The sequence below is a fragment of the Corynebacterium pseudogenitalium genome, assembly GCF_024453815.1.
Lineage (GTDB): Bacteria > Actinomycetota > Actinomycetes > Mycobacteriales > Mycobacteriaceae > Corynebacterium > Corynebacterium pseudogenitalium.
Genome location: NZ_CP072934.1, coordinates 1,714,240 through 1,738,331, shown reverse-complemented (window position 1 = coordinate 1,738,331; position 24,092 = coordinate 1,714,240). Strand labels below are relative to the sequence as shown.

Genomic DNA, 24,092 nt, shown 5'->3' with positions numbered 1-24,092 from the left:
GCCACCCTCACACGCCACAGGCCCGCGAGGTTGCTACTCCTCGTCGCTGTCGTCGGTGTGGAAGCCGAAGGCCTGTAACCTGGCACGATCCGCCGCCGAGGAGGACGCGGTGAGCCGCAGTAGCTCTGAATAAATACCGCCGGAGACCGCAAGCTCCGCAGGGGTGCCAATTTCGTCGATGCGGCCGTCGCGCAGGGTGATAATGGTATCGACCTCCGCGATGGTGGATAGTCGGTGCGCGATCATGATGGTGGTGCGGTCCTCCATCAGCGCGTCGAGTCCTGCCTGCACGGCGCGCTCCGCCTTGGTGTCGAGGGCGGAGGTTGCTTCGTCGAGAATCAAGATCGGCGCGTCCTTCAACATCGCGCGCGCGACCGCGACGCGCTGGCGCTGCCCGCCGGACAGGCGCAGGCCGCGCTCGCCGATGACGGTGTCATAGCCTTCGGTGAACTTCATGATGAAGTCGTGCGCGTTGGCGCGCTTAGCCACCGCGACCACCTCGTCCATCGTCGCGTCTGGCTTGCCGTAGGCGATGTTCTCAAACACCGTGCCCGAGAACAGCGCCGCCTCCTGGAACACCACGCCCGTGGTCGCGCGCAGCTTTTCGACGCCCAGCTCCGCCAGATCCTGCCCGCACACCTTCAGGGTGCCTTCCTGGATGGGGTAGAGGCCCAGCAGCAGGTTCACGATGGTGGACTTGCCACCGCCGGACTCTCCGACCAGGGCGACCTTCTCCCCAGCGTGGGCGCGAAAGCTCATGTCGTGGATGACGGGCTCGCCAGGCTCGTACTCGAAGGTGACCGAGTCGAACTCCACGACGGGTTCCTGGACCGGCAGCGGGCGGTGCTCTTGAACGGTGAGTTCCGGCACGCCTGAGGTTTGGGTCGCCGCAACGAGTTCGCGGTTCGCGGTTGGCTCTACCATCTCGTCCATGACATGGAAGTAGTCGCGGGAACCTGCGACGGCTCGCTGGGCGCTGTCGACGATCCAGCTCAGCATCATGACCGGCTGGCGGGCCATCGTGACTAGCTGAATGAGCATGACCATGTCACCGATACTGAAGTGGCCCTGAATGGTGCGCACGAACAGGATCATGTAGATGCCCATGAAAATCAGCGACATCGCCAGCCCGCGCAGGGCGTCCATGGAGTGCCACCAGCGCGACTGCGGGCGGGTGATGCTCACCGTGTTGTTGTAGTGGTTGCCGAACTTGTCCAGCTCGCGGACCTCCGCCACGTATGACTTGGTCACCTTGACCTGGCCGACGACCTCCGCGAAGCGCCCGTTCGCTTCGTCGATCTGCGCGTTCTTCTCCGCCTCCCACTTCTGCCACCGCTTCGAGGTCAGCGCCGTCAGCCACGTGTAGATGGGGAAGAGCGCCAGCAGCAGCAGGGTCAGCGGCCAGTAATAAAAGGAGGTGATGATGAGGATGGCGATGATCTGGATGATCATCGGCAAGAAGTTGTTGGAGAAAGACTGGATGAACTGTGTCACCGAGGCAATCGAACGATCCAGCCTGGCAATGATGGTGCCGGTGACCTGGGTGTCGAAGTAGCGCTGCGGCAGCGAAAGCAGTTTGGCGAAGTAGCGGGTGGACAGGATCTGCCGGATCCTCGCCGCCATGACGTCGCCGAGGTAGCCGGAGACATTTTTCGCCAGCCCGCTGAGCGAGGTCGCAATAAACAGCGCGAACGCGAGCCACAGCACGGTGCGCACTGGGTCGGCGGGCGCGTTGTCGGAGTTATTGATGGCGTCGACAATTGTGTCGGTTGCCTCGCGGACGATAAATGGCGAAATGAGCCCGAGGCCTGCCACAACCGTCGAGATCACAACGATGGCGAGGTAGAACGGCCACAGGGCGGAAGCGCTTTGTAAAACACGGGTGAGAGATTGCATAGGTGGCCCAGCGTAGCGCGGCCGGGTGAAACTCGTACAATAGTGACCAATTGTTTTCGCTTGAACCATATGAAAGGGCACCGATGCGCCACCACACACTGTCAGCTGCGGTCTTGCTGCTCGTTACTACTCTCACGCTGGGCGGGTGCGTGTCTGAGGATGACACCGCAACATCCACTGACATCGAGGTGACGACGCCCACTGGCGCCCCACAGCCGGAGTTCCACCAAGAGCAGGTGGACCCGGTGACCTCCACGGAGATCACCGGCGAGCGCGTCGATGACCCGAAGATGGAGCTGTCCTACAAGTGGCAGGGCAGCAGCTACGGCACCGGCGCCGGCAGCATTATCGTCGTGGCAGTGACGAACAAGAGCGACGTGCCAATGCCCGTTGACGTGCTCAAGCCGAAGCTGCGCTACAACACCGGCAACAACAAGTTTGTCGACGCCAACCCGATCAGCGCCGAGCAGGCAGGGGTAGACATCCTCGGCGTGGACCGCCCGCTGGGTCCGGGGGCAACCACGAACGCGAAGTATGCCTTCGACGTGACCCCGGATGGCCTGTGGGATGCGGAGTTTACGATCGGCAACGTGAAGTTCAAGGGGAACCTGAATAACTAATGCGCGAAGAAGTAATCCTGCTCAGTGAGGACGGCGCGCCGATCGGCTCCGCGGACAAGGCCGCAGTTCACACCGGGGACACCCCGCTGCACCTGGCGTTTTCCTGCTGGCTGTTCAACGAGGACGGCCAGCTGCTGCTCACCCGGCGCGCGTTGGGGAAGAAGACGTGGCCCGGTGTGTGGACCAACTCCTTCTGCGGCCACCCCGGCCCCGGAGAGGACGTGCCGGCGGCGATCCTGCGCCGCTCGGTCGAGGAACTGCGCTTGCCGGAGGGGGCTGTGCTGGACGTGACGCCGGTGCTGCCGGAGTTCCGCTACCGTGCGGTGGATTCCTCCGGCATCGTTGAGTACGAAGTCTGCCCGGTGTACTCCGCGCGCCTGGCGCCGGGCCACGAGGCTGTGGACCCGAACCCGGACGAGGTGGACTCGTTGCACTGGGCGGACCCCGCCGACGTTGTTCGCGCGGCGGACGCGACCCCGTTCGCGTTTTCGCCGTGGCTGGTCGAAGAGCTGGCGGATAAGCGGCTGCGTGCTGTGCTGGAGCGCGCCGGGCGCTAGCCTACTGGTTGAACGCCTCCCGAACGCTGCGCAGCGGATCCTCCACGACCGTCGTCGTGTCGGCGTTGAGCGAGGCGCGCAGGACGTTTCGGCCCGGGCGGTAGGTGGGCCAGTCGGCCTGCCCGCTGCAGATGTAGCCGTAGATGAGCTGGCCGATGTAGGTCGTGGGCTCCCCGAAGAGTGCCTCGAGCTCGTAGCTGTGGCCGAGCGGGGTGTCCGCGCAGAACTCGATCTGGCGGATGTCGGCGGGGCCGTGCTCGCAGGCGTCGTCGACCCAGCGGCGGACCAGCGCGTCCGAGAAGAACCTGCCCGCGAGTTTGCCGGGGTCCGTGGTTCGTGCGGCCTCGATGTAGTTGCGCCGGGCTGCCGCGCTTTTGGCGCCGAAGAATCGGCCGAAGCAGCGGATGAACGTGGCGCCAAAGGCGTTGAAGCCCTCGCCGGACTGGTGGAACTCCTCGCGGGTGGAGGTGACCACGATTGGTACCTCGGCGAGCTCCGCAGGCTCGAAGGGTGCCGGGCCAAGCGCGATGTCGTGGAAGTACTGGGTGCGGAAGCGCTGGTAGGCGCGCTCGATGGCGTCCGGGCGGCGCTCGGCCAACCAGTTGAGGTCGAGGCGCGTCAGCGGCGTGCCGAGCGCCCCGCGCGCCGCCCACTTGCGCTGCGCAAAGGGCACGCGCGGAAACGCGGGGGACAGCGCCAGCACGCGCCGGAACGCTCCCTGGTAGTGGTCGCGGCGCGCCAACCAGAGCGCCAGCGCCGCCCCCGCCGAGTGCCCGACCAGCGTGACGTTGGTTGGGTCGCCGCCGAAGTGCTCGATGTTGCGCAGCACCCACCGCAGCGCCTCCTGGCAGTCCTCCACCGCGCGGAACGACGTGTCATTGGTGAAGGGGAGCAGTCCAGGGAATTTTCGACGGTACCCCACCCGCACCTGCACGACGCCTTGCTTCGCGAACGCCTCCGGCTGGGAGGTGGTCTCGCAGTGGTTGCCCTCCTCGAAGCGGCCGCCGTGCAGGTAGACCATCACCGGGTAGTCATCCAGGGCCCGCGCTGTTGCCGGGGTGGTGATGCTCAGCCCGATGGTGTCTGGGTGCGGCGTGGTGGCGTCGATGAGATGGCCCTCGGGGGCGGGACGTGGGGGATCGAAGGGGACGTCGATACGCGAGTAGGGGATGGAGTAGAACTCGCGGGTGGCTGTGGTGGCGGTGCCGGTGATCGCGCCGGCGGGGCAGGTGATGGTGACGTCCATGACAGGCCAGTGTAAACGCTCCCGCCAAGTTCCTCGACGAGCTGCCGAAGGTGACTTATGCTAGTGAGTGATTATTGTCTTTCTTCTGTAGGAATGAGTTGTCCCAAATGACAGATACCCAAGCACGCATCACCGAGTACTGGGCAGGCCGGGCTGAGGCATACCACCGCGAACACAGGACAGCAGAGCGCGCCAAGGCAGACCGCGCAGCGTGGACTGACATCTTCAAGCGCTACATGCCGCAGGACGCGGTTCGCGTGTTGGACATGGGCACGGGTGACGGCTACATTGCCCACATCATTGCGGAGCTCGGCTACGCGGTTGTTGGCGTGGATGCGTGCGAGCCGATGCTCGACGAGGCCCGCGACGAAGCGGAGCTTCGCCAGGAAGAAGGCATTAATACCCCACTGTTCGCCGAAGTCGACGTGACGGACCTGCCTCCGTCCTTCTTCGACTTCGACGTCGTTGTGAGCCGCTACCTGCTGTGGACGCTGCGCGAGCCGACGGAAGCGATCCGTGGCTGGGCCGAGGCGCTGAAGCCTGGCGGTCTGATCATCGCCGCGGACGCGACCTGGTTCCCGAACGGGATCTCGAAGGACACGCAGGTCATCTCCGATAACGGTCCGGACTCCTTCGTGCTGACCTACACCGACGACGTACTCGAGGAGCTGCCACTCGCGACGGCCGACTCCCCGGAGGCATACGCAGAGGTCTTCCGCGCCGCTGGCCTGGAGGACGTCGAGGTTGTTGAGCTGCCGGAGATTACCAAGATCGACGAGGAGTTCGGCGCGCCGCAGGGACATGAGTCGCGCCCGACCTTCCTGGTGATTGGCCGCAAGCCAGCCTAACTCACACCCCAAGTAGGATGGGGTGCCATGACTGACAATCCGTTGTTGCACCCGTCCGAACTGCCTTACGGGCTGCCTGATTTCCAGGCGATCCGCCTTGAACACGTACTGCCCGCTTTCGAGCGGGCGCTCGTGCTGCATGAAGAAGAAATTGCCCGCATTTGCGCCGAGGACACCCCGACGTGGGAGAACACCGTCGAGGCGCTGGAGCGCGCGGGCAGCGACTTAGAGCGAGTCTTGGCATGGTTTTTCAACCTGCAGGGCACCGACGGTTCGCCTGAGTTTGACCAGGTCGCGGACGCGATCGTGCCGCGCCTGTCCGCGCATACGGACGCGATCTACCAGAACCAAGAACTTTATGGCCGCCTGCGTGCAGTGGAGGCCCCGGCGGACGAGGAGTCGCGCCGCCTCTACGACCTGCTGCTGCGCCGGTTCACCCGCCGTGGCGCGGAGCTCGACGAGGCAGGCAAACAGCGCCTGCGCGAGCTGAATCAGCGCCTCTCGGAGCTTTCCGAGCAGTTCGGCCGCAACCTACTCGCGGACACGACGAAGCTCGCGGTGCGCATGACCCGTGAGGAGCTCGCGGGCTTGAGCGAGGAGGAGCTCGCAGCCTACCGCGACGCCGATGACCCCGGTGTTTACGTCGTGCCGATCGAGCTGCCGACGACCCAGTCGCTGCAGGCCGAGCTCGAGTCCAGCAGCGCGCGCCACAAGCTGTTCGACGCCTCCCGCCAGCGCGGCCGTGACACCAACAGTGCGCTCGTGGTCGAGTCGGTGCGGCTGCGCCAGGAGCGCGCGAAGCTGCTCGGCTTCGACACGCACGCCGATTACGTCATCGCGGAGGAAACCGCGGGCAGCGCTGCCGCGGCCCGCAAGCTCATCAGTGACCTCGCGCCCGCGGCCGCGTCGAACGCCGCCGCGGAACGCAAGCTCGCAGGTGAGCTGGCCGGGATGGAACTGGACGGCGCTGACTGGCCGTACTGGGAAGCGCGCCGCAGGGAGGAGGCCTTCGCGGTGAACGACGCCGAGCTGCGCAAGTACTTCCCGCTGCAGCAGGTGCTGCGCGACGGCGTCTTCTACGCTGCGAACCTGCTCTACGGCATCACGGTTACTCAGCGCGAGGACCTGCACGGCTACCGCGACGACGTACACGTGTGGGAGGTCAAGGAGGAAGACGGCACCGGCATTGGCCTGCTGCTGACGGATTACGGGGCGCGGCCGTCGAAACGCGGGGGAGCCTGGATGAGCTCCTTCGTGGACCAGTCGACGCTGACCGGCACGAAGCCCGTCGTGGTGAACGTGATGTCGCTGACCTCCGACCTGCTGACGATCGACGAGGTTACGACCGTGTTCCACGAGTTCGGCCACGCGTTGCACGGACTGCTGTCCAACGTGCGCTACCCGACGCTCTCCGGCACCAACGTGCCGCGCGACTGGGTGGAGTTCCCCTCCCAGATCAACGAGAACTACGCGTTCGCGCCGGAGATCATCCGTAACTACGCGCGCCACGTGGACACCGGCGAGGTCATCCCGGATGCGCTGCTGGAGGCCGTGCGCCAGTCCCGGACGTTCGGGCAGGGCTTCGCCACCGCGGAGTACCTGGCGGCCTGCGCGATTGACCTGGCGTGGCACTCGCTCGACGGCGAGGTGCCCGAGGACATTGACGCCTTCGAGCAGCGGGCACTCGAGAAGGTTGGCCTGGACGTCGAAGGCCTCGAGCCGCGCTACCGCTCCACGTGGTTTAACCACATCTTCGCGGGCGGCTACTCAGCGGGCTACTACTCCTACCTGTGGGCGGAGGCGTTGGACGCCGACGGCTACCAGTTCATCGAGGAATCCGGTATCAACCGGGACAGCGGCCAGCGGTTCCGGGACACGGTGCTCTCGGTTGGTGCCGCGCGCGACTACGCCGAGGCCTACCGCGCCTTCCGCGGCCGCGACAAGGACACCCGCGCTCTGCTGGTCCGCCGCGGGCTCGAGGGCAGCGATGTTTGATCTGTCGCCATGGCTGCAGACGCCACTGATCCTGCTGGTGGCGCTGCCGCTCGCGGGGGTGGCCTCGTGGGCGATGCTGCGTTTGAGTGACTGGATCGCGTACAAAATTTCGAAGAAGTAAGGTGGTCAACTATGGCCAACCCTGAAGAACTCCGCAAGCGCGATCAGCAGCTTCCGAAGCAGAAACGCAAATACCCACAGTCCCGTGTCACACAGGCACTGTGGGTGATGATTGCGCTGGTCATCGTCGCGGCCCTGGCCGGGCTGCTCTAGCGCGCTAGCGTTTCGACGCCTCCGCGACCCGACCGAACAGCTCGATACTCGGCAGGTCCTCGATGAGGACCGCCTTGCCGTTGTTGTCCGTCAGCGGGATGCACCAGTTGGAGTACTGCTCCGCGTTGGTGCCCGGCTGGTTCTGGATGCGGGTATCGCCGACCATGTCCACCAGGTTCGTCACCGTCATCGCCGATGGGGTGGCGGCGATGAAGCGGGTAAGGCCGACGAGCAGGTCCTCCACGTCGACGTCGCGGGCGAACTCCTCGGCGCTCAGCTGCGTGAACTCGGTGTGCTCAAGGGAAGTGCCGTGGAAGTGGCCGTCCTCGCGCACGCGGTCAAGCACGCGGGCCTGCCACTGGTGGTCCTGCTCGTTGAGCTCCTCGAGCGGCTCCTCGATCAGGCCGAGCTCGTCGCGCAGGATGTTGTGCGCGAACCGCAGGTAGCCAGCGGTCGGCGGCAGGTCATGCGTGCCGACGGCCGACAACGCCAAGCGGCGGTAATCCCAGGTGTGGAGCGGGGAGCCGTCGTCGTACGACTCGAACCACAGCACCGTCGTGCCAAGGATGCCCTTGTCCTGCAGGACGTCCTGGACCCACGGCTCAAACGTGCCCAGGTCTTCGCCCACCACCACGGCGTTCGCACGCTGCGCCTCGAGCACCAGGGTGCCCACCATGGCCTCGTGGTCGTAATTCATGTAGGTGCCGAACATCGGGGAGACGTTTCGTGGCATCCAGAACAGGCGGAAGAGACCAAGGATGTGGTCGACGCGGATACCGCCGGAGTGGCGCAGCACGGTGCGCAGCAGCTCACGCCACGGCTCGTAGCCGGCCTCGGCGAGCGCCTGCGGGTGCCATGGCGGCTGCGACCAGTCCTGGCCCTGCTGGGAGTACTGGTCCGGCGGGGCACCGACGGACGCCTCGGGGACGAGCACGTTGGCAAGCGTGTTGGCGTCGGCACCATCGGGGTGGATCCCCACCGCGAGGTCGGTCATGATGCCGACCTTCATGCCCGCTGCCAGCGCCTTGTCCTGGGCGCGGCGGCGCTGCTCGTCGGCGATGAACTGCAGCCACATGTAGAAGCGTGTGAGTTCCTCGAGTTCCTCGTCGAGCTCGTGGCGCGACGGCGCGGTCTCCATTGCCTCCACTGCGCACCAGCGGGCGAACTCCTCGAGGCCTTCGCCCTCGTCGAGGCAGAAGAGCTCGAAGTCGTGGGTGCGGCGCTCGTCGGCGCAGGCGATGAAGAACAGCTCGCGAAGTACGGCGAGCTTCGTCTCGAAGATTTCGTTGCGACGCAGCGGCTCCGCACTGCGGTTGAGCGCCTTCAGCGGAGCGACCATGCGCTCAATCTGGGCCTTCGCGTCCTTGTCCAGCTTGTAGTACTCATCAACCGCCTCGACAGAGATGTAGATCGGGTTGACGAAGCGGCGCGACGTCGGCAGGTACGGCGAGTCCTCCACCGGCGGGATTGGCTGTGCCGCGTGCACCGGATTGATCAGCAGGTAATCAGCGCCCTGCTCAGCCAGCAGCACCGCGAGCGTGCCGAGATCCTCGAAGTCGCCGATGCCCCAGGACTGCTCGGAACGCACCGAGTACAGCTGCGCCATCACACCGAAGACCGGGTTATCGATGTAGCGCTGGTTGCTCTCCAGACGCGCCGGGACCACCAGCAGCGGGCAGGAGTCCTTGAAGTTATCGGACTCCAGGTGCAGCGTGTGGTAGCCCGGGGGCAGGTTGCCCGGCACGTGGAAGGTGGCCTCGCCCCAGACCACGCCGGCGACGTCGGCAGTTGGTGGCGCCCAGTTTTCGTCCTGGTAGGTCTCGCGCGGGGTGCCGTCCTCAAGCTGGATCCAGGTGTGGGCCGGGTGTCCGTCGTGCACGTGGACGTTGAAGTGGCGCTCCTGCCCGGCCGTGGCCACAACGCAGGGCGGCAGCGGGCGGGTTGCCCAGTACTGGTGCCTGGCGTGAATCAGGTGGTGCAACTCCTCGTCGGAGGGGGCGTCGCTAATGTTGACGCCCAGGGCCTGCAGCAGGGAGATGAATGATTCCGGCGGCGGGGTGGTCATCGCACCGTTGGAAGCGCGGTAGCTCGTGCCGAACCCGTACGCGGAAGCTAATGAATGGAGCAGTTCTACGTTGGTCACATCAACCCATTGTGCCAAAGAACTGATGTTTTGCAGAGTGGAGCTCACGCAAAAGGTAGTTTCTGTCAGGTAACCTTGCCAACCATGGCTTCAGAAACGTACACAACTCCGCTCGGATTCAAGCTGAGTCCCACTGACACTTGCCTGTCGGCGCTCGTGGATATCTGCACGAAAAAGCCTCACATCGTGCTGTTTTCCCGCCCACGTAATTACGACTGGGTCAATGTGACCGCGGGGGAGTTCCTCGAAGAGGTCTACGAAACGGCCAAGGGGCTCATCGCAAACGGCGTCGAGCCGGGCGACCGCATCGCGGTGCTTTCCTCCACCCGTTATGAGTGGTCCCTCGTTGACTTCGCCATCTGGGCAGCCGGGGCGGTCAGCGTCCCGATCTACCCGTCGAGCTCCATGCACCAGATCCAGTGGATCCTCGAGGACTCCGGCGCCGAGATCGCCTTCACCGAGTCGCGCGACCACACCCAGCTGATGAGCGCCTTCCTCCTCCAGGAAGACGGCAAGCCGCGCCTGAAGGACTCGAGCTCGAAGCTGCGCAAGATCTACGAATTCAACGCCGCCGGGGTCGAAACCGTCAAGTTCGAGGGCAGGGATGTCGAGCAGTCGCTTGTCGACGCCCGCTCCGCCTCCCTCACCCACGACGACCTCGGGTCCATCGTGTACACCTCCGGCACCACCGGCCGCCCGAAGGGCGTGGCCTTAACCCACGGCAACTGGGCACACCAGACCTGGGCGCTGATCAAGAACGACATCGGTGAGGTGGCCCGCCCCGGCAAGCGCGTCGTTACTTTCTTGCCGCTGGCGCACGTGCTGCAGCGCGCAGTCAGCCTCGCACTGACGATGGCGGGCGCCACCCAGTCCCACTGGGCCGATACCCACACCCTGACCGTGGAGCTGCAGCGCGCCCAGCCGAACATGGTGCTCGGCGTGCCGCGCGTCTTCGAGAAGGTCCGCAATGCGGCCTATAACAAGGCCGCGGACGGCTCCGCCATCGGCAAGGCTGCGTTCCTTGAGGCGGAGAAGACCGCCATCGAGTACTCCAAGGCCATGGACACCCCCGAGGGGCCGAGCCGGATACTCAAGGCGAAGCGCCGCGTCTTCGAGCGCGTCGTCTACTCCAAGATTAAGGAGGCCATCGGCGGCTCCGTGAAGTACGGCATCACCGGCGGCTCCGCCATGAGCGCCGACTTGCTGCACTTCTTCCGCGGCATCGGCATCCCAATCTACGAGGGCTACGGGCTCACCGAAACCTGCGCCGCATCCTGCGTCAATAACAAGAACGCCAACAAGATTGGCACCGTCGGGCGCCCGGTCAACGGCTACCAAGTCCGCACCAACGACGACGGCGAAATCGAGTTCAAGGGCCCCGGCGTCTTCGACCGCTACTGGAACAACAAAGCCGCCACCGAAGAAGCCTTCACCGAAGGCTGGTTCAACACCGGCGACCTCGGCGAGGTTGACGACGAAGGCTACGTGCGCATCACCGGCCGCAAGAAAGACCTCATCGTCACCGCCGGCGGCAAGAACATCTCACCGGGGCCGATGGAGGACATCATCCGCCAGGACCCGCTGATCTCCAACGCGCTCGTCGTCGGCGACGGCAAGCCGTTCGTCGGCGTACTGGTGACCCTCGACGAGGAAGAGCTGCAGCGCTGGAAGTCCACCCACAACATCCCGGAGAACCGCAAACTCAGCGAGCTCGCCGGCGACCCCGTCCTGCGCGCCGAGGTGCAAGACGCCATCAACGTTGCCAACGGGACCGTCTCGCACGCCGAGGCGATCAAGAAGTTCCGCATCCTCGACCGCGACCTGAGCGAGCAGGCAAACGAGATGACGCCAACCCTCAAGGTGAAGCGCAATGTGGTGTTCGAGCGTTTCCGCGAGGACATCGACAAGCTCTACGAGCGCTAGGCCCCCGGCGCGCCTCAACCCGTGGGGCGCGCCCATGGCTTAACATTTCCATCGACTTTTGATCCGTACTTCCTGTGAGCCAGAAGGGGGCTATTCGTGCATAAAACTGCAGCGATGCTACGCCACCGTGAGCTGACACAGGAGATTTACAACATCGGCGACGAAGTTGCTGAATACACGGAGCACCTCGCCGAAGCAGTCGCAGACTACGACGGCGAACTTACCGACGACTGCCTCGCTGAATTCGTCGAAATCGTCGACGATGCCCGCAACGACGCCCGCCGCATCGTCGGCGAACTCATCGGGCTTCGCCAGGCGCTGACCACCGGGATGCGCGCCGGGGTGCTCTCCGCCTCCTACCGGCCGGAGGAAAAGATCCCCGAGCCCGAACTTCTTGACGCCGCCGGCCTCGAAGACCTCTTCCCACTCCAAGCGCCGTTCTCCGTGCAGACCATGCAGGATGCGCTTGCCGGCCGCACCGACCTGACCGTGCAGCACCTCGGCGAGATCGTGCAGTACACGCTCGAGCAGACCGAGATGGTCGCAAGGGAACTGGGTGCCGTGAGCCTGCCGCACCTGTATGCGCGGGTCGGCGAGCTGGTCGAGGCCGCCGTCGACGGCTGGATGGAAACCGTCTGCATCGACCACCCCGCGTTCGTGCGCACGATGCGCGGTGTCGCCCCGCCACAGTTTCTCGAGGAGCGCGCCCGGGTGGACGCCATAGTGGCGAAGGTGGCCGCGAAGCGCCGCCGCCGCGGGGCGTAGGTCTGTGGCACGAGGGGGTGCGCACCAAATTCCTTCATTTGAGGGCGGGGGTTTGCGTCTGCCCAGTTCGCTGATGGTTTGTGAGGGAATTTGGTGCTTGTCCTCATGTAGCAGTGCCAAAGGACGCACTTCTTGTTGGGGGAGGAGGCAAAAGCCCAGGTCGTGAAAAAGGGGTTGCGTCTTTTGGCACTGGCCGGCCAGGGAGCACGCCTCGAATGCAATTCGCAAACTCGGCCCCGGTCTGCTGCAATTGCGAGGTATGAACACAGCGCAGCAATCACAGCCCGACTTTGGCGTCTATATCCACGTGCCGTTTTGCGCGACACGGTGTGGGTACTGTGACTTCAATACCTATACGCCGACGGAGGTGGAGAGCTCCCACGCGGAGTACCTAGAGTCGCTGGAAAAGGAGCTGCAGCTGGCGGCACACCAGCCGGGCGTGGCTGAGGCGAGCACAGTGTTTATCGGGGGTGGGACCCCCTCGCTGTTGGGGGCGGATGGACTGGGCAGGGTGTTGTCGATGGTGCGGGACACCTTCGGCATCCGGGCGGGGGCGGAGGTGACGACGGAGTCGAACCCGGAGTCGACGGATCCGGCGTACTTCGCGGGGCTGCTGGAGCACGGCTTTACGAGGGTGTCGTTGGGGATGCAGTCGGCGTCGGCGTCGGTGCTCAAGGTGTTGGACCGGAAGCACACGCCGGGCAGGGCGGTCGCGGCGGCCAAGGAGGCCCTCGACGCCGGCTTCGAGCACGTGAACCTGGACATGATCTACGGCACGCCGACGGAAACGGACGACGACGTACGCCGCACCCTCGACGCCATCCTGTCGACGGGCGTCGACCATGTGAGTGCTTATTCGCTGATCGTGGAGGATGGCACCGCCATGGCGCGCAAGATCCGCCGCGGTGAGCTGCCCGAGCCGCAGGAGGACGTGTACGCGGACCGCTACGAGATGATCGCTGAGACCTTGGAGGCGGCCGGGTTCGGCTGGTACGAGGTGTCCAACTGGGCGCGGCCAGGTGGGGAGTGCCAGCACAACCTGTTGTACTGGCGTGGCGCGCACTGGTGGGGCGCGGGCCCGGGGGCGCACTCGTTTATTGGGGACCGCCGGTTCTGGAACGTGAAGCGGCCGGAGCGCTACAACCAGTTGCTCGCCGACAGCACGCTGCCGATTGACGGCGGGGAGACGCTCACGCCGCAGGAGCGGCACGAGGAGCAGGTGATGCTGGGGTTGCGTCTGAAGGAGGGTGTGCCTCGGGGGATGATTGGTTCGGGGGCGGAGGGGGTCGTCGAGAAGTATGTGGCGGCGGGCCTGTTGACTGCGGGTGAGAGCGTGGCCGTGACTGATGCGGGGCGCTTGCTGGCAGACGGGATTGTGACGGACATTTTGGCTGCCGAGGAGGCAGAGTAGTATGAGTTAGCAGTCGACGAAGGAGAGTGCTAATGAGTGCAGCGAATGATCGCAGACAGCGGGTGCTGCGCGCAATCGTCGCCGACTATATTGCGCGGCAGGAACCCGTCGGATCGAAGATGCTGGTGGAGCGCCACGGGCTGAAGGTCAGCTCGGCGACCATCCGCAACGACATGAGCGTGCTGGAGCGCGAGGGCTACATCACGCAGACGCACGCGTCCTCGGGGCGCATCCCGACGGAGGCCGGGTACCGCGCGTTTGTCGACGCCCTCCACGACGTCAAACCGCTGTCCACAGCGGAGCGCCACGCCATTTTGGACTTCCTTGAGCACGGCGTGGACATGGAGGACGTGCTGCGCCGCAGCGTGCAGCTGCTGGCCCAGCTGACGAACCAGGCGGCGGTGGTGCAGCTGCCGACGCTGAACGTGTCTCGCGTGAAGCACTGCGAGGTGGTGGCGCTGGCTCCAACGCGACTGCTGCTGGTGCTGATCACGGACACCGGGCGCGTGGACCAGCGCAACGTGGAGCTCGCCGCGCCGCTGGGCACCGACGGGGTGTTCCTGCTGCGGGACCTGCTCAATACGGTGCTGGTGGGCAAGACGATGCGCGATGCCTCCGCCGCGCTGAAGATGCTGCACGCGCAGGCGCCGCCGGTTATCGCGGATGCGGTGGAGCGGGCGACGGCGGTGCTCATCGAGACGCTGGTGGAGACCACAACCGACCGGCTGCTCATCGCGGGCGCCGGGAACTTGAGCGTGAACCGGATGGTGGATCTGCACAGCGTGATTGAGGCGCTGGAGCAGCAGGTGATCGTGCTGAAGCTGTTGGCGAACGCGCAGCAGCTGGAGCACGTCTCGGTCAGTATTGGCAATGAGAATGAGGAAAAGGAATTTTCTCAGGCCTCCATTGTTAGTACTGCATATGGAGCTGGCGACGAGGCGCTCGGCGGCCTTGGGGTGGTCGGTCCGACACATATGGACTATCCGGGTACCATGCAAAAGGTTGCCACCGTGGCTCAGTACATCAGTCGCATTTTGCGGGGCGAATAACTTCGAAGTGTTGAAAGGGAACTAACTAGTGGCTCGTGATTATTACGGCATCCTCGGCGTTGACCGAGAGGCGACCGAGCAGGAAATTAAGAGGGCGTACCGGAAGCTCGCCCGCAAGTACCACCCGGATGTGAACCCGTCTGATGAGGCGGCTGAGAAGTTCGCCGAGATCTCGCTGGCGCAGGAGGTGCTGCTGGACCCGGCGAAGCGCAGCATCGTGGACCGCGGCGGCGACCCGATGGAGCAGGGCGGCATGGGCGGCGCCGGTGGCGGCGGCTTCGGGGGCTTCGGCGACATTTTCGATGCCTTCTTCGGCGGAGGCGGGCGCAGCCACGAGCCTCGCTCGCGCGTTCAGCCGGGCAATGACGCCCTGCTTCGCACCCAGATCACGCTGGAGGACGCCTACGCGGGCGTGACGAAGGAGGTGACCGTCGATACAGCAGTGCTGTGCCAGAAGTGCCACGGTACCGGCTCCGAGTCTGAGGCGAAGCCCGTGCAGTGTGACTACTGCGCGGGCCAGGGCGTGGTGCAGGAAGTGCAGCAGTCCTTCCTGGGCAACGTGATGACCACGCACGACTGCCCGAAGTGCCACGGCTACGGCGAAGTGATCCAGGATCCGTGCCGCCAGTGCGCCGGCGACGGTCGGGTGCGCGCCACCCGCGACCTGAAGGTGAAGATCCCGGCGGGTATCGCCAACGGGATGCGCATCCGCATGGCGGGGCAGGGCGAGGTCGGCCACGGTGGCGGTCCCGCCGGTGACCTCTACGTGGAGGTGCAGACCGCGCCGCACTCGACGTTCGTGCGCGACGGCAACGACTTGCACCTGCGCCTGAACGTGCCGATGTACGACGCCGCGCTGGGCACCAGCATCGACGTCGAAAACCTTGCCGGTGACACGACCACCATCGAGATCCCGGCCGGCACCCAGCCCGGCGACGAGGTCCGCCTCGAGGGCGAGGGCATGCCACGCCTGCGCGCCGAGGGCCACGGCGACATGATCGCCCACATCCAGGTCGTCGTGCCGACGCACCTCAGTGGCGAGGAGCGCCGCAGCCTCGAGCAGCTTCGCGACGCCCGCGGCGACGCCACCGGCGTCCACCACGACGACGAGCGCGACGAAGGCTTCTTCTCCCGCATGCGCGACAGGTTCCGCCGCTAAATGAGCGTTCCGTACTTCCTCACCCCGAACCCCGCCAGCGGCACCCTCGACGGCGACGAGGCGAAGCACGCCTTCGTCAAACGCATCGAGCCCGGCGAGCGCATCGCGCTGACCGACGGCGCCGGCACCGTCGCGGACGTCATTGTCCGTCACAGCGACAAGCAGCAGCTGCGCGGCGACGTCACTGAGGTACGCACCGTGCCCGCGCCCGAGCAGCGCGTCACCCTGGTGCAGGCAGTGCCGAAGTCGGAACGCGCGGAGCTCGCCGTCGATCTCGCCGTGCAAGGAGGTGTCGACGCCATCGTCCCCTGGATCTCGCACCGCACCATCGCGCGCTGGCCCGCCGCCAAGCAGGCCAAGCAGGTGGAGAAGTGGCAGCACCAGGCGATCGCGTCCGCGAAGCAGGCGCGCCGGGCCTGGGTGCCGCAGGTCGCAGATCCGGTGACCACGAACCAGCTGAAGGACCTGCTTGCCGAGGTGGGCGAAGGGGGCGTCGAAAAGCAGGCGTTGGTGCTTCACGAAGACGCGGCCGTGCCGCTGACCACCGTCGAGTTCGGACGGGACATCTGGCTCATCGTGGGGCCTGAGGGAGGCATCGGCGAGGATGAGCTCGAGCTCATCGGCGCCCGCGCTGTCACCCTCGGGCCGGAAGTGTTGCGCACCGCCAGCGCCGGTTTTGCTGCACTATGCGCAATCGGCGCGCTAACGACGCGCTGGTAGGGTTAGGCGACATGGAACCTTTGGTCACGCGCAACATTGAGCTTGACTCTGTATACACCCAGGACGTGCTCGGTATTAATGACACGAACCTGCGGGTGCTCAACCAACACTTCGGCGCCGACGTGCACGCCCGCGGCAACGCGGTGACCGTGCGGGGCCCGGCCGTGGTGGTCGCGCACGCGCTGCGGGTGCTCGACGAGCTCGAGTCGATGGCGCGGCGCGGCGTTCCCATTACCGCGGATACCGTCACGCACGCGATTTCGCTGATGGAGGTGGAGTCACCGGAGTCGGTGGCGGAGCTGCTCGGCGCGGAGATCATCTCGCGGCGCGGCAAGGTCATCCGGCCGAAGACGGCAGGCCAGCGGGCCTACGTCGACGCGATCGACGACAACACCATCACGTTCGGCATCGGCCCGGCCGGCTCCGGCAAGACGTACCTGGCCGTGGCGAAGGCCGTGCAGGCGCTGCACAATAAAGAGGTCAAGCGCATCATTTTGACCCGCCCCGCCGTCGAGGCAGGGGAGAAGCTCGGCTTCCTGCCGGGCACGCTCAGCGACAAGATCGACCCTTACCTGCGGCCGCTCTACGACGCGCTGCGCGACATGATGGACCCGGAAGCCATCCCGAAGCTTATCGAGGCCGGCATCATTGAGGTCGCCCCGCTGGCGTACATGCGCGGGCGCACCCTCTCGGACGCGTTCGTCATCCTCGACGAGGCCCAGAACACCTCTGGCTCCCAGATGAAGATGTTCCTCACCCGCTTGGGCTTCGGCTCGAAGATGGTGGTCACGGGCGATATTTCCCAGGTTGACCTGCCGCGCGGTACGGTCTCCGGCCTGCGCGTCGCCCGCCGCATCCTTGGCGACATCGAGGGCATTTCCTTCCAGGACCTGCGCGCGGAAGACGTCGTGCGTCACCACCTGATCTCCCGGATCGTCGCGGCCTACGACGAGCACGACGCGCGCAACGCCGCACGCTACGAACGAAAACAACGCGAAGAAGAGGCAAGACAGTGAGTATTGAAGTCCTCAACGAATCGGGGGAGGCGGACGTCAACGAGGAAATGCTCGTCGATGTCTGCTCCTTCGCCCTGCAAGCCATGGATGTGCACCCAGACACGGAGGCAACCATCACACTTGTCGACGAAGCCACCATGGCTGACCTCCACGTCCGGTGGATGGATCTGGAAGGGCCCACGGACGTCATGAGCTTCCCGATGGACGAGCTCACCCCAGGCGGCGGACGCCCGGACGCGTCCCCGTTCGGCGCGGCGATGCTCGGCGACATCATCCTGTGCCCGGCCTTCGACCGCAAGCAGGCGGAGATGGCAGGCCACGACCTCGGCCACGAGCTCGCCCTGCTCACCGTCCACGGTGTGCTGCACCTGCTCGGCTACGACCACGTCATGCCGGACGAGGAACGCGAGATGTTCTCGCTGCAAAACGAGCTGCTCGCGGACTGGTACGACTCGCTGGCGGCACGCGGCATCGAGTACCAGCCCAAGCCGACCGGTGCCCATGCATTTCCCTCAGCCGCCGACCGCGAGGAGCTCGACCGCATGATGAAGGGCCGCGACTAAATGGAATTCACCGTTGCCTACGGCCTCGTCGCCGTGCTCGCGCTGCTGCTTTCCGGCCTGTTCGGATCGGTCGAATCGGCGCTGACCCCGATTTCGCGCGCGCGCGTCGAGACCATGGTCAAGGACGACGTCTCAGGTGCCAAGGCGCTCGCCCGGGTTGTCGACGCCCGCGCCAACCAAATCAACATGCTGGTCATGCTGCGCACCGTCCTCGACGCCGTTGCAGCGGTCTTCGCCGCCATGCTGGCGATGGATCTGATCCCCTCCGACGCGTGGGCGATCATCGCCGCCGTCGCGTCGGTTACGCTGCTGCAGTTCAGTATCATCGGCGTATTTGCGCGCACCGCTGGACGCCGCAACCCCTACACGATCTCGCTGAAGGCCGCGCCGTGGCTGGTCATTGTCAACCGGGTCCTCGGTCCAGTTTCACGCCTGCTCATCTGGGTGGGCAACCTGTTCCACCCCGGCGAGGACTTCCGCGACGGCCCGTACTCCACCGAAGTGGAGCTGCGCGAGATGGTCGACATCGCCCAGGAGAAAGGCGTGGTGGAAACCGCCGAGGGCCGCATGATCCAAAACATCTTCGATCTGGCCTCTACCCACGCCCGCCAAATCATGGTGCCGCGCCCCGAGATGATCTGGATCGAGGGGGAGAAGACGGCCCGCCAGGCAACCACGCTGATGGTGCGCTCCGGACATTCCCGCGTGCCCGTGATCGGGGAGAACGTCGATGAGATTGTGGGCGTCGCATATTTGAAGGACATGTTCGGCCCCACCGGCACCCCAGTGGCGCCGGACACCGTGCTGTCCACCCTGATGCGCGACCCACTGTTCATCCCGGACTCCAAGCCGCTCGACGTGCTGCTGCAGGACATGCAGCGGGTGAACACGCACATCGCCATCGTGATCGACGAGTTCGGCAACGTCGCCGGCCTGCTCACGATGGAGGATCTCCTCGAGGAAATCGTCGGCGAAATCACCGACGAATACGACGACGACGAAGACGCCCCAATCGAGTTCGTCGCCGCGCGCACCCTGCGTGCCCAGGCACGCCTGCCTCTCGACGACCTCGTCGACTTCCTCGCCGACAACCTCGACTACGAGCTCACCTTCGAGGAGGACGTCACCGACTCCGTCGACACCGTGGCAGGCCTGCTGTCCTACGAGCTGGGCCGCGTGCCGCTGCCGGGCTCCGCCATCGTTCACGACGGCCTACGCTATACCGCGGAAGGCGGCCGCGACCGGCGCGGACGCATCAAGACCCGCAGCGTGCTCATCGAGGTCCCCGAACCCGCCGAAGCACCCATGGAAGATTCGGACGGGGGTTCTGAAGACAAGTAGCTGTCAGGTTTGTACGCTTATCCCCATGAGCAATATCTTGTCGATCCAGTCCGCCGTCTCCTACGGCCACGTAGGCAACTCCGCCGCAGTCTTCCCACTGCAGCGCATCGGCCACGAAGTGTGGCCCGTCTACACCGTCAACTACTCCAACCACACCGGGTACGGCTCCTGGAAAGGCCCAATGATCCCAGCCACGGAGGTTGCGGCCATCATCGACGGCATCGAGGAGCGCGGGGCCCTCCCGCGTGTCGACGCCATCCTCTCCGGCTACCAAGGCGGCGACGACATCGCCGACGTCATCATCGACACCGTCGCCCGCGTCAAAGCCGTCAACCCCGACGCCATCTACGCCTGCGACCCAGTCATGGGCAGCGCCAAATCCGGCTGCTTCGTCTCCGACAACATCCCGCCCCTCCTCCGCGACCGCGTCGTCCCCGTCGCCGACCTCATCACCCCCAACCAGTTCGAACTCGGCTACCTCGTAGAACAAGACGTCACCGACCTGGACTCCACCCTCCGCGCCGTCGACGCCGCCCGCGAAATGGGCCCCTCCACCGTCCTCGTCACCTCCGTCGAACGCGCCGACGCCCCCGCCGACACCATCGAAATGATCGCCGTCGACGACCACGGCAAGTGGATCGTGCGCACCCCACGCCTGCCATTCAAGCGCAACGGCTCCGGCGACGTCACCGCAGCCCTCTTCACCGGCCACTACCTGCGCGGCGGCAACGCCGCCGACGCCCTGGCCAAGACCGCCAGCTCCGTCTACGACCTACTCAAGCGCACCTACGACTCCGACTCCGCCGAGCTCCTGCTCGTCGAGTCCCAGGACGCCTACGCCAACCCGCAGCTGCAGTTCGAGGTTGAGGCACTGTAGCCGTTTGCGCCGGCAGTTCCGCCGGCGTTTTCGCGCTCTTTTCGCGCTCATTTTGCTAAAAGCGTGCGCTTAGTAGCGTGCGATGCAGGTCGCGTGTTTTCATCCTGCCGGGCCGATTCTCGGCGACCAGCGTCGCACGCTTTTAATACCTCCACCGGAGCGAAAACTGCTGGAGAAAGTACTGTAAACAGCTCGTTTTTGGCCAAAGCAGGGTCGCAACTGCCTTTAATTTGCGCCCATTTCGCGCCCGTTTTGCTCAAAGCGTGCGCTTAGAAGCGTGCGATGCTGGTCGCGTGTTTTCACCCTGCCGGGCCGATTCTCGGCGACCAGCGTCGCACTCCTTTAACACCTCCACCGGAACGTTTTCGAGGTGGTATTTGAGGCGTTTTCGAGGCAGCGCTCGCGGCCAGGTCGGGTGCCCCCGGATGCACACTATGGTGTGCAAAGCCGAAAAACCCTGGCGCCGGTGACCACATACCTGCCACAATGAGGCGCATGGATACGGGGGACTGGAAAACACGGTTGCGCTCAGAGTTCGTTGACGTTCGGAGCTGCGTGAACGTGAGCCGCGAGGTGCGGGAGCGCTTGGACTCTGGCGAGTTAGTGAGGTTGTCGTCGGGGGTGGCGGTGCCGGCGTCGATAATTGAGGAGGTCCCGCAGTACCAGCGTGACTGGGCGCGGAGCTTCGCTGTCGGTGCGGTTGCGCAGACTGCGGTGGTGACGGGGCGGGCGGCGGCGCACCTGCTGGGGATGTGGACGGTCAATCAGCCGATGCCTCAGGTCTCGATGTTGACGCACAACCCGCCGCCGAAGCCGACTCGGCAGCCGGATGTACGCTACGTGCGGTCGCGATTTCGGCCGGATGAGGTGGTGCAAGGCCAGCATCTGAGCACAACAACTCCGTACCGGACCTTTTTGGAGATTGCCCGCGAGGCAGGGTTTAAACACGCACTCGTAGCCGCGGACTGGCTGCTCTATTCGCGCACGCTCATCGCGCCACAGCTGCAGTATTTAATGCGCACGACTCCCCGGTTTCATGGGATTGGGGCAGCTCGGAAGGCTGTTCAGTATGCGGTGCTCGGTCCGGAGTCTGCGCCGGAGTCCTATACCAGAGCAGTGCTATTAGACGCGGGCTTCAGGAATGTGTTGTCCAACGTATGGATAGACTCGACGCGCTACCGTGTAGACCTTCTCGTGGAAAACGCACTGATCATCGAAATCGATGGGAACATGAAGTACATTGGCCCCGACGTGGATACGGCAGATGTGCTGCTGAAGGAGAAGCGCCGCGCCGATACTCTGCGCAATCTCGGCTATGAACTGATCCGTTTTTCTCCCCACGATGTGGAAAGCAACCCCGCCTCTTTCTTATCGACGGTCCACTCCGCCCTGAACCGCGCCCGCCGGTAGCTCGCGTCCGTTTCGTTCCACGTTTCGCTCTGGTTTTCGCCACGTGTTTCGCGCCCGTTTTGCGCCGCTTTCGCAACCTGTTTCGCGCCGCTTTCGCGCTCAAATTGCGCCCGTTTTCGCGCTCATTTGGCTAAATGCGTGCGCTTAGAAGCGTGCGATGCAGGTCGCGCTTTTTCACCCTGCCGGGCCGATTTTCAGCGACCAGCGTCGCACTCCTTTAACATCTCCACCGGAGTGAAAGCGGCACGAGAATCACGCGAATTCAGATGGCAGCACGCCATTTCCGCACCGTCGTAGACACCCAGCAGCGCTACAACTTGCCTCCAGCGCACACCAAGTTGCTAAAAGCGTGCGCTTAGAAGCGTGCGATGCAGGTCGCGCTTTTTCACCTTCCCGGGCCGATTTCTGGCGACCAGCGTCGCACTCCTTTAACACCTCCACCGGAGTGAAAGCGGCACGAAATCGGAGCGAAAGCGGCACGAAAACAGCACGAAAACAACAGCACGACAACAGCGACAACACTGCACTGCCAACAGCGCAGGGTAGACTTCTGCACTATGAGCGAAAACTTCCCGGAGTTCCCGGACCTGTCTAACGCACCAGCTGACGCAAATGCGAGCACCCCCGACTACGCGGGCTTCACGCAGACACCGGAGGGGTTCCGGTCCGGCTTTGTGAGTTTTGTGGGCAGGCCGAATACGGGCAAGTCGACGCTGATGAATGCGTTGGTGGGCGAGAAGATCGCGATTATGGCGGATCAGCCGGAGACGACGCGTCGGCCGATTCGTGGGGTGGTGAATCGGGAGGATGCGCAGGTGATTGTGGTGGATACGCCGGGGGTGCACCGGCCGCGGACGTTGTTGGGGCAGCGGCTGAATGAGATCGTGAAGGATACGTACCAGGATGTGGACGTGATTGGGTTTACGGTGCCTGCGGATGAGAAGTTGGGGCCGGGGGATCGCTACATTTTGGAGGAGATTCGGGCGGCGAAGCCGAAGACGCCGATCGTGGGCATCGTGACGAAGTTGGATAAGGTGCCGAAGGACGTGGTGGGGGAGCGTCTGTTGGAGATGCACGAGTATCTGGGGCAGGACGTGGAGTTGGTGCCGGTGTCTGCGAAGGACCGGGTGCAGCTGGACGTGCTGATGGATGTGTTGGTGAGCAAGCTTCCGGAGGGCCCGCGGTTTTATCCGGTTGATCAGGTGACGGATGAGGGCGTTGAGGCGCGGATTGAGGAGTTGATCCGTGAGGAGGCGCTGAGTGGGCTGCGTGAGGAGTTGCCGCACTCGGTGGCGGTGCAGATTGATGAGATGCATCCGGATCCGGAGCGTCCGGATCGGATGATGATTTACGCGGTGATGTTTTTGGAGCGCCCGGGCCAGAAGCGGATTATTGAGGGGCCTGGTGGGCGTCGTTTGAGCGGGATTGTGCACCGTTCGCGGAAGCAGATTATGGAGCTTGTGGGTCAGAACGTGTACCTGGATGTGCGTTTGAAGGTGTTGAAGAATTGGCAGGAGGACCCGAAGGCGTTGGGGCGTCTTGGCTTCTAGGAGAGGTCGCGGCGCGGGGAGGCCGTCGTGGCGTGATCGTGCGTTTGTGGTGCGCACGTACGATTTCGGGGAGGCGGATCGCGTTGTTGTGTTGTTGACGCGCGATCATGGCTTGGTGCGGGGTGTGGCGAAGGGGGTGCGCAAGGCGCGGTCGCGGTTCGGGTCGCGCTTGCAGCCGTTCGTCGAGGTGGATGTGCAGGTTTATCCGGGCAGAGGCTTATCGACGATCACTAGCGCCGATACCGTCGCGTTTTATGGTCACGCGATCATTGATGACTTCGATAGGTACGCGGCGGGTTGCGCGATGTTGGAGGCTGCGGAGAAGCTGTCCTTTGACCAGGAGGATCCGGAGTTATTTGCGCTGCTGCAGGAGGGCTTTGAGCGTCTGCAGTCGCCGACGCACCCGACCTTGGTGCTGGACGCGTTTTTGTTGAAGGCGGCGGCGCACGCGGGCTGGAAGATGAGCCTGTTTAACTGCGCGAACTGTCAGGCGCCGGGGCCGCATAAGGCGTTTCACGCGGCGGCTGGCGGCGCGGTGTGCACGCTGTGCAGGCCGCCGGGGGCGATGGATGTGGACCCGGAGGTGCTGCATTCGATGTGGCTGTTGGAGCATGACCATGTGTGTTCGGAGGAGTTCGCGGAGCAGGTGCACCGGGCGACGTCTGCTCACCTGCAGTTTTATTTGGGGGCGGGGTTAACAAGTTTGCGAGTGATGAAGCAGGCATAATGT

22 protein-coding genes are annotated in these 24,092 nt (G+C 64.7%); 19 read left to right on the top strand and 3 right to left on the bottom strand.

The window, feature by feature from the left end; translation table 11 throughout:
- Positions 1–33: 33 nt before the first annotated feature.
- Positions 34–1,896, bottom strand: a complete 1,863-nt coding sequence (locus KBP54_RS08340; RefSeq protein ID WP_070362073.1) for an ABC transporter ATP-binding protein — start codon at positions 1,894–1,896, stop codon at positions 34–36.
- A gap of 149 nt (positions 1,897–2,045) precedes the next feature.
- On the opposite strand from KBP54_RS08340, the gene KBP54_RS08335 reads away from it, so the two are divergent.
- Complete coding sequence (locus KBP54_RS08335) at positions 2,046–2,516, top strand: hypothetical protein (RefSeq protein ID WP_240492791.1); 471 nt, start codon at positions 2,046–2,048, stop codon at positions 2,514–2,516.
- Complete coding sequence (gene idi, locus KBP54_RS08330) at positions 2,516–3,073, top strand: isopentenyl-diphosphate Delta-isomerase (protein WP_070362075.1); 558 nt, start codon at positions 2,516–2,518, stop codon at positions 3,071–3,073. The genes KBP54_RS08335 and idi overlap by 1 nt, the downstream gene beginning before the upstream one ends.
- Position 3,074: 1 nt before the next feature.
- Here idi and KBP54_RS08325 read toward each other — a convergent pair whose 3' ends face one another.
- Positions 3,075–4,319 carry an alpha/beta fold hydrolase gene (locus KBP54_RS08325; protein WP_070362076.1) on the bottom strand — a complete coding sequence of 415 codons (1,245 nt, stop codon included), beginning with the start codon at positions 4,317–4,319 and terminating at the stop codon, positions 3,075–3,077.
- 107 nt (positions 4,320–4,426) lie between these two features.
- On the opposite strand from KBP54_RS08325, the gene KBP54_RS08320 reads away from it, so the two are divergent.
- The 4 genes from KBP54_RS08320 to KBP54_RS08305 are packed head-to-tail and all read left to right on the top strand — an operon-like array spanning position 4,427 to position 7,435.
- Positions 4,427–5,167 (top strand): class I SAM-dependent methyltransferase, encoded by a 741-nt coding sequence (locus KBP54_RS08320; RefSeq protein ID WP_070362077.1) that lies wholly within the window; start codon positions 4,427–4,429, stop codon positions 5,165–5,167.
- A gap of 27 nt (positions 5,168–5,194) precedes the next feature.
- Positions 5,195–7,162, top strand: coding sequence for a M3 family metallopeptidase (locus KBP54_RS08315; RefSeq protein ID WP_070362078.1), 1,968 nt, complete (start codon positions 5,195–5,197; stop codon positions 7,160–7,162).
- A complete protein-coding gene (locus tag KBP54_RS08310; protein ID WP_255364707.1) occupies positions 7,155–7,283 on the top strand; it encodes a hypothetical protein in 129 nt (42 codons plus the stop codon). Before KBP54_RS08315 ends, KBP54_RS08310 begins: the two co-directional genes overlap by 8 nt.
- 11 nt (positions 7,284–7,294) lie before the next feature.
- Complete coding sequence (locus KBP54_RS08305; protein WP_168156168.1) at positions 7,295–7,435, top strand: hypothetical protein; 141 nt, start codon at positions 7,295–7,297, stop codon at positions 7,433–7,435.
- A gap of 4 nt (positions 7,436–7,439) precedes the next feature.
- Here the strand turns inward: KBP54_RS08305 and malQ are convergent, their stop codons facing one another.
- A complete protein-coding gene (gene malQ / locus KBP54_RS08300) occupies positions 7,440–9,578 on the bottom strand; it encodes a 4-alpha-glucanotransferase (RefSeq protein WP_210385493.1) in 2,139 nt (712 codons plus the stop codon).
- A gap of 84 nt (positions 9,579–9,662) precedes the next feature.
- Between malQ and KBP54_RS08295 the strand changes: the two genes are divergently transcribed.
- The 13 genes from KBP54_RS08295 to recO all read left to right on the top strand — a co-directional run bounded on the left by KBP54_RS08295 (position 9,663) and on the right by recO (position 24,089).
- Positions 9,663–11,501: an AMP-dependent synthetase/ligase gene (locus KBP54_RS08295; protein WP_070362080.1), complete on the top strand. Its 1,839-nt coding sequence runs from the start codon at positions 9,663–9,665 to the stop codon at positions 11,499–11,501.
- A 96-nt stretch (positions 11,502–11,597) separates the two neighbouring features.
- Positions 11,598–12,266 (top strand): hypothetical protein, encoded by a 669-nt coding sequence (locus KBP54_RS08290; RefSeq protein ID WP_083290858.1) that lies wholly within the window; start codon positions 11,598–11,600, stop codon positions 12,264–12,266.
- A gap of 259 nt (positions 12,267–12,525) precedes the next feature.
- Complete coding sequence (gene hemW, locus KBP54_RS08285; RefSeq protein ID WP_070362082.1) at positions 12,526–13,677, top strand: radical SAM family heme chaperone HemW; 1,152 nt, start codon at positions 12,526–12,528, stop codon at positions 13,675–13,677.
- 32 nt (positions 13,678–13,709) lie between these two features.
- The gene (hrcA, locus tag KBP54_RS08280) at positions 13,710–14,726 is read left to right on the top strand and encodes a heat-inducible transcriptional repressor HrcA (protein ID WP_070362083.1); all 1,017 of its coding nucleotides are present in this window, start codon (positions 13,710–13,712) and stop codon (positions 14,724–14,726) included.
- A gap of 28 nt (positions 14,727–14,754) precedes the next feature.
- Positions 14,755–15,885 (top strand): molecular chaperone DnaJ, encoded by a 1,131-nt coding sequence (dnaJ, locus tag KBP54_RS08275; protein ID WP_070362084.1) that lies wholly within the window; start codon positions 14,755–14,757, stop codon positions 15,883–15,885.
- A complete protein-coding gene (locus KBP54_RS08270) occupies positions 15,886–16,605 on the top strand; it encodes a 16S rRNA (uracil(1498)-N(3))-methyltransferase (RefSeq protein ID WP_070362085.1) in 720 nt (239 codons plus the stop codon).
- An 11-nt stretch (positions 16,606–16,616) separates the two neighbouring features.
- The gene (locus tag KBP54_RS08265) at positions 16,617–17,621 is read left to right on the top strand and encodes a PhoH family protein (RefSeq protein WP_070362086.1); all 1,005 of its coding nucleotides are present in this window, start codon (positions 16,617–16,619) and stop codon (positions 17,619–17,621) included.
- Positions 17,618–18,184 carry an rRNA maturation RNase YbeY gene (gene ybeY, locus KBP54_RS08260; protein WP_070478011.1) on the top strand — a complete coding sequence of 189 codons (567 nt, stop codon included), beginning with the start codon at positions 17,618–17,620 and terminating at the stop codon, positions 18,182–18,184. Before KBP54_RS08265 ends, ybeY begins: the two co-directional genes overlap by 4 nt.
- On the top strand, positions 18,185–19,525 hold the full coding sequence (locus KBP54_RS08255) for a hemolysin family protein (protein WP_256005356.1): 1,341 nt from the start codon (positions 18,185–18,187) through the stop codon (positions 19,523–19,525).
- A 25-nt stretch (positions 19,526–19,550) separates the two neighbouring features.
- Complete coding sequence (gene pdxY / locus KBP54_RS08250; RefSeq protein WP_256005354.1) at positions 19,551–20,402, top strand: pyridoxal kinase PdxY; 852 nt, start codon at positions 19,551–19,553, stop codon at positions 20,400–20,402.
- A gap of 495 nt (positions 20,403–20,897) precedes the next feature.
- Complete coding sequence (locus tag KBP54_RS08245) at positions 20,898–21,812, top strand: DUF559 domain-containing protein (RefSeq protein WP_176754791.1); 915 nt, start codon at positions 20,898–20,900, stop codon at positions 21,810–21,812.
- Positions 21,813–22,369: 557 nt separating this feature from the next.
- The gene (gene era, locus KBP54_RS08240; RefSeq protein ID WP_256005352.1) at positions 22,370–23,362 is read left to right on the top strand and encodes a GTPase Era; all 993 of its coding nucleotides are present in this window, start codon (positions 22,370–22,372) and stop codon (positions 23,360–23,362) included.
- Entirely contained in the window at positions 23,352–24,089 is a 738-nt protein-coding gene (gene recO / locus KBP54_RS08235; protein WP_256005351.1) for a DNA repair protein RecO, read from the top strand. Before era ends, recO begins: the two co-directional genes overlap by 11 nt.
- Positions 24,090–24,092: the final 3 nt, after the last annotated feature.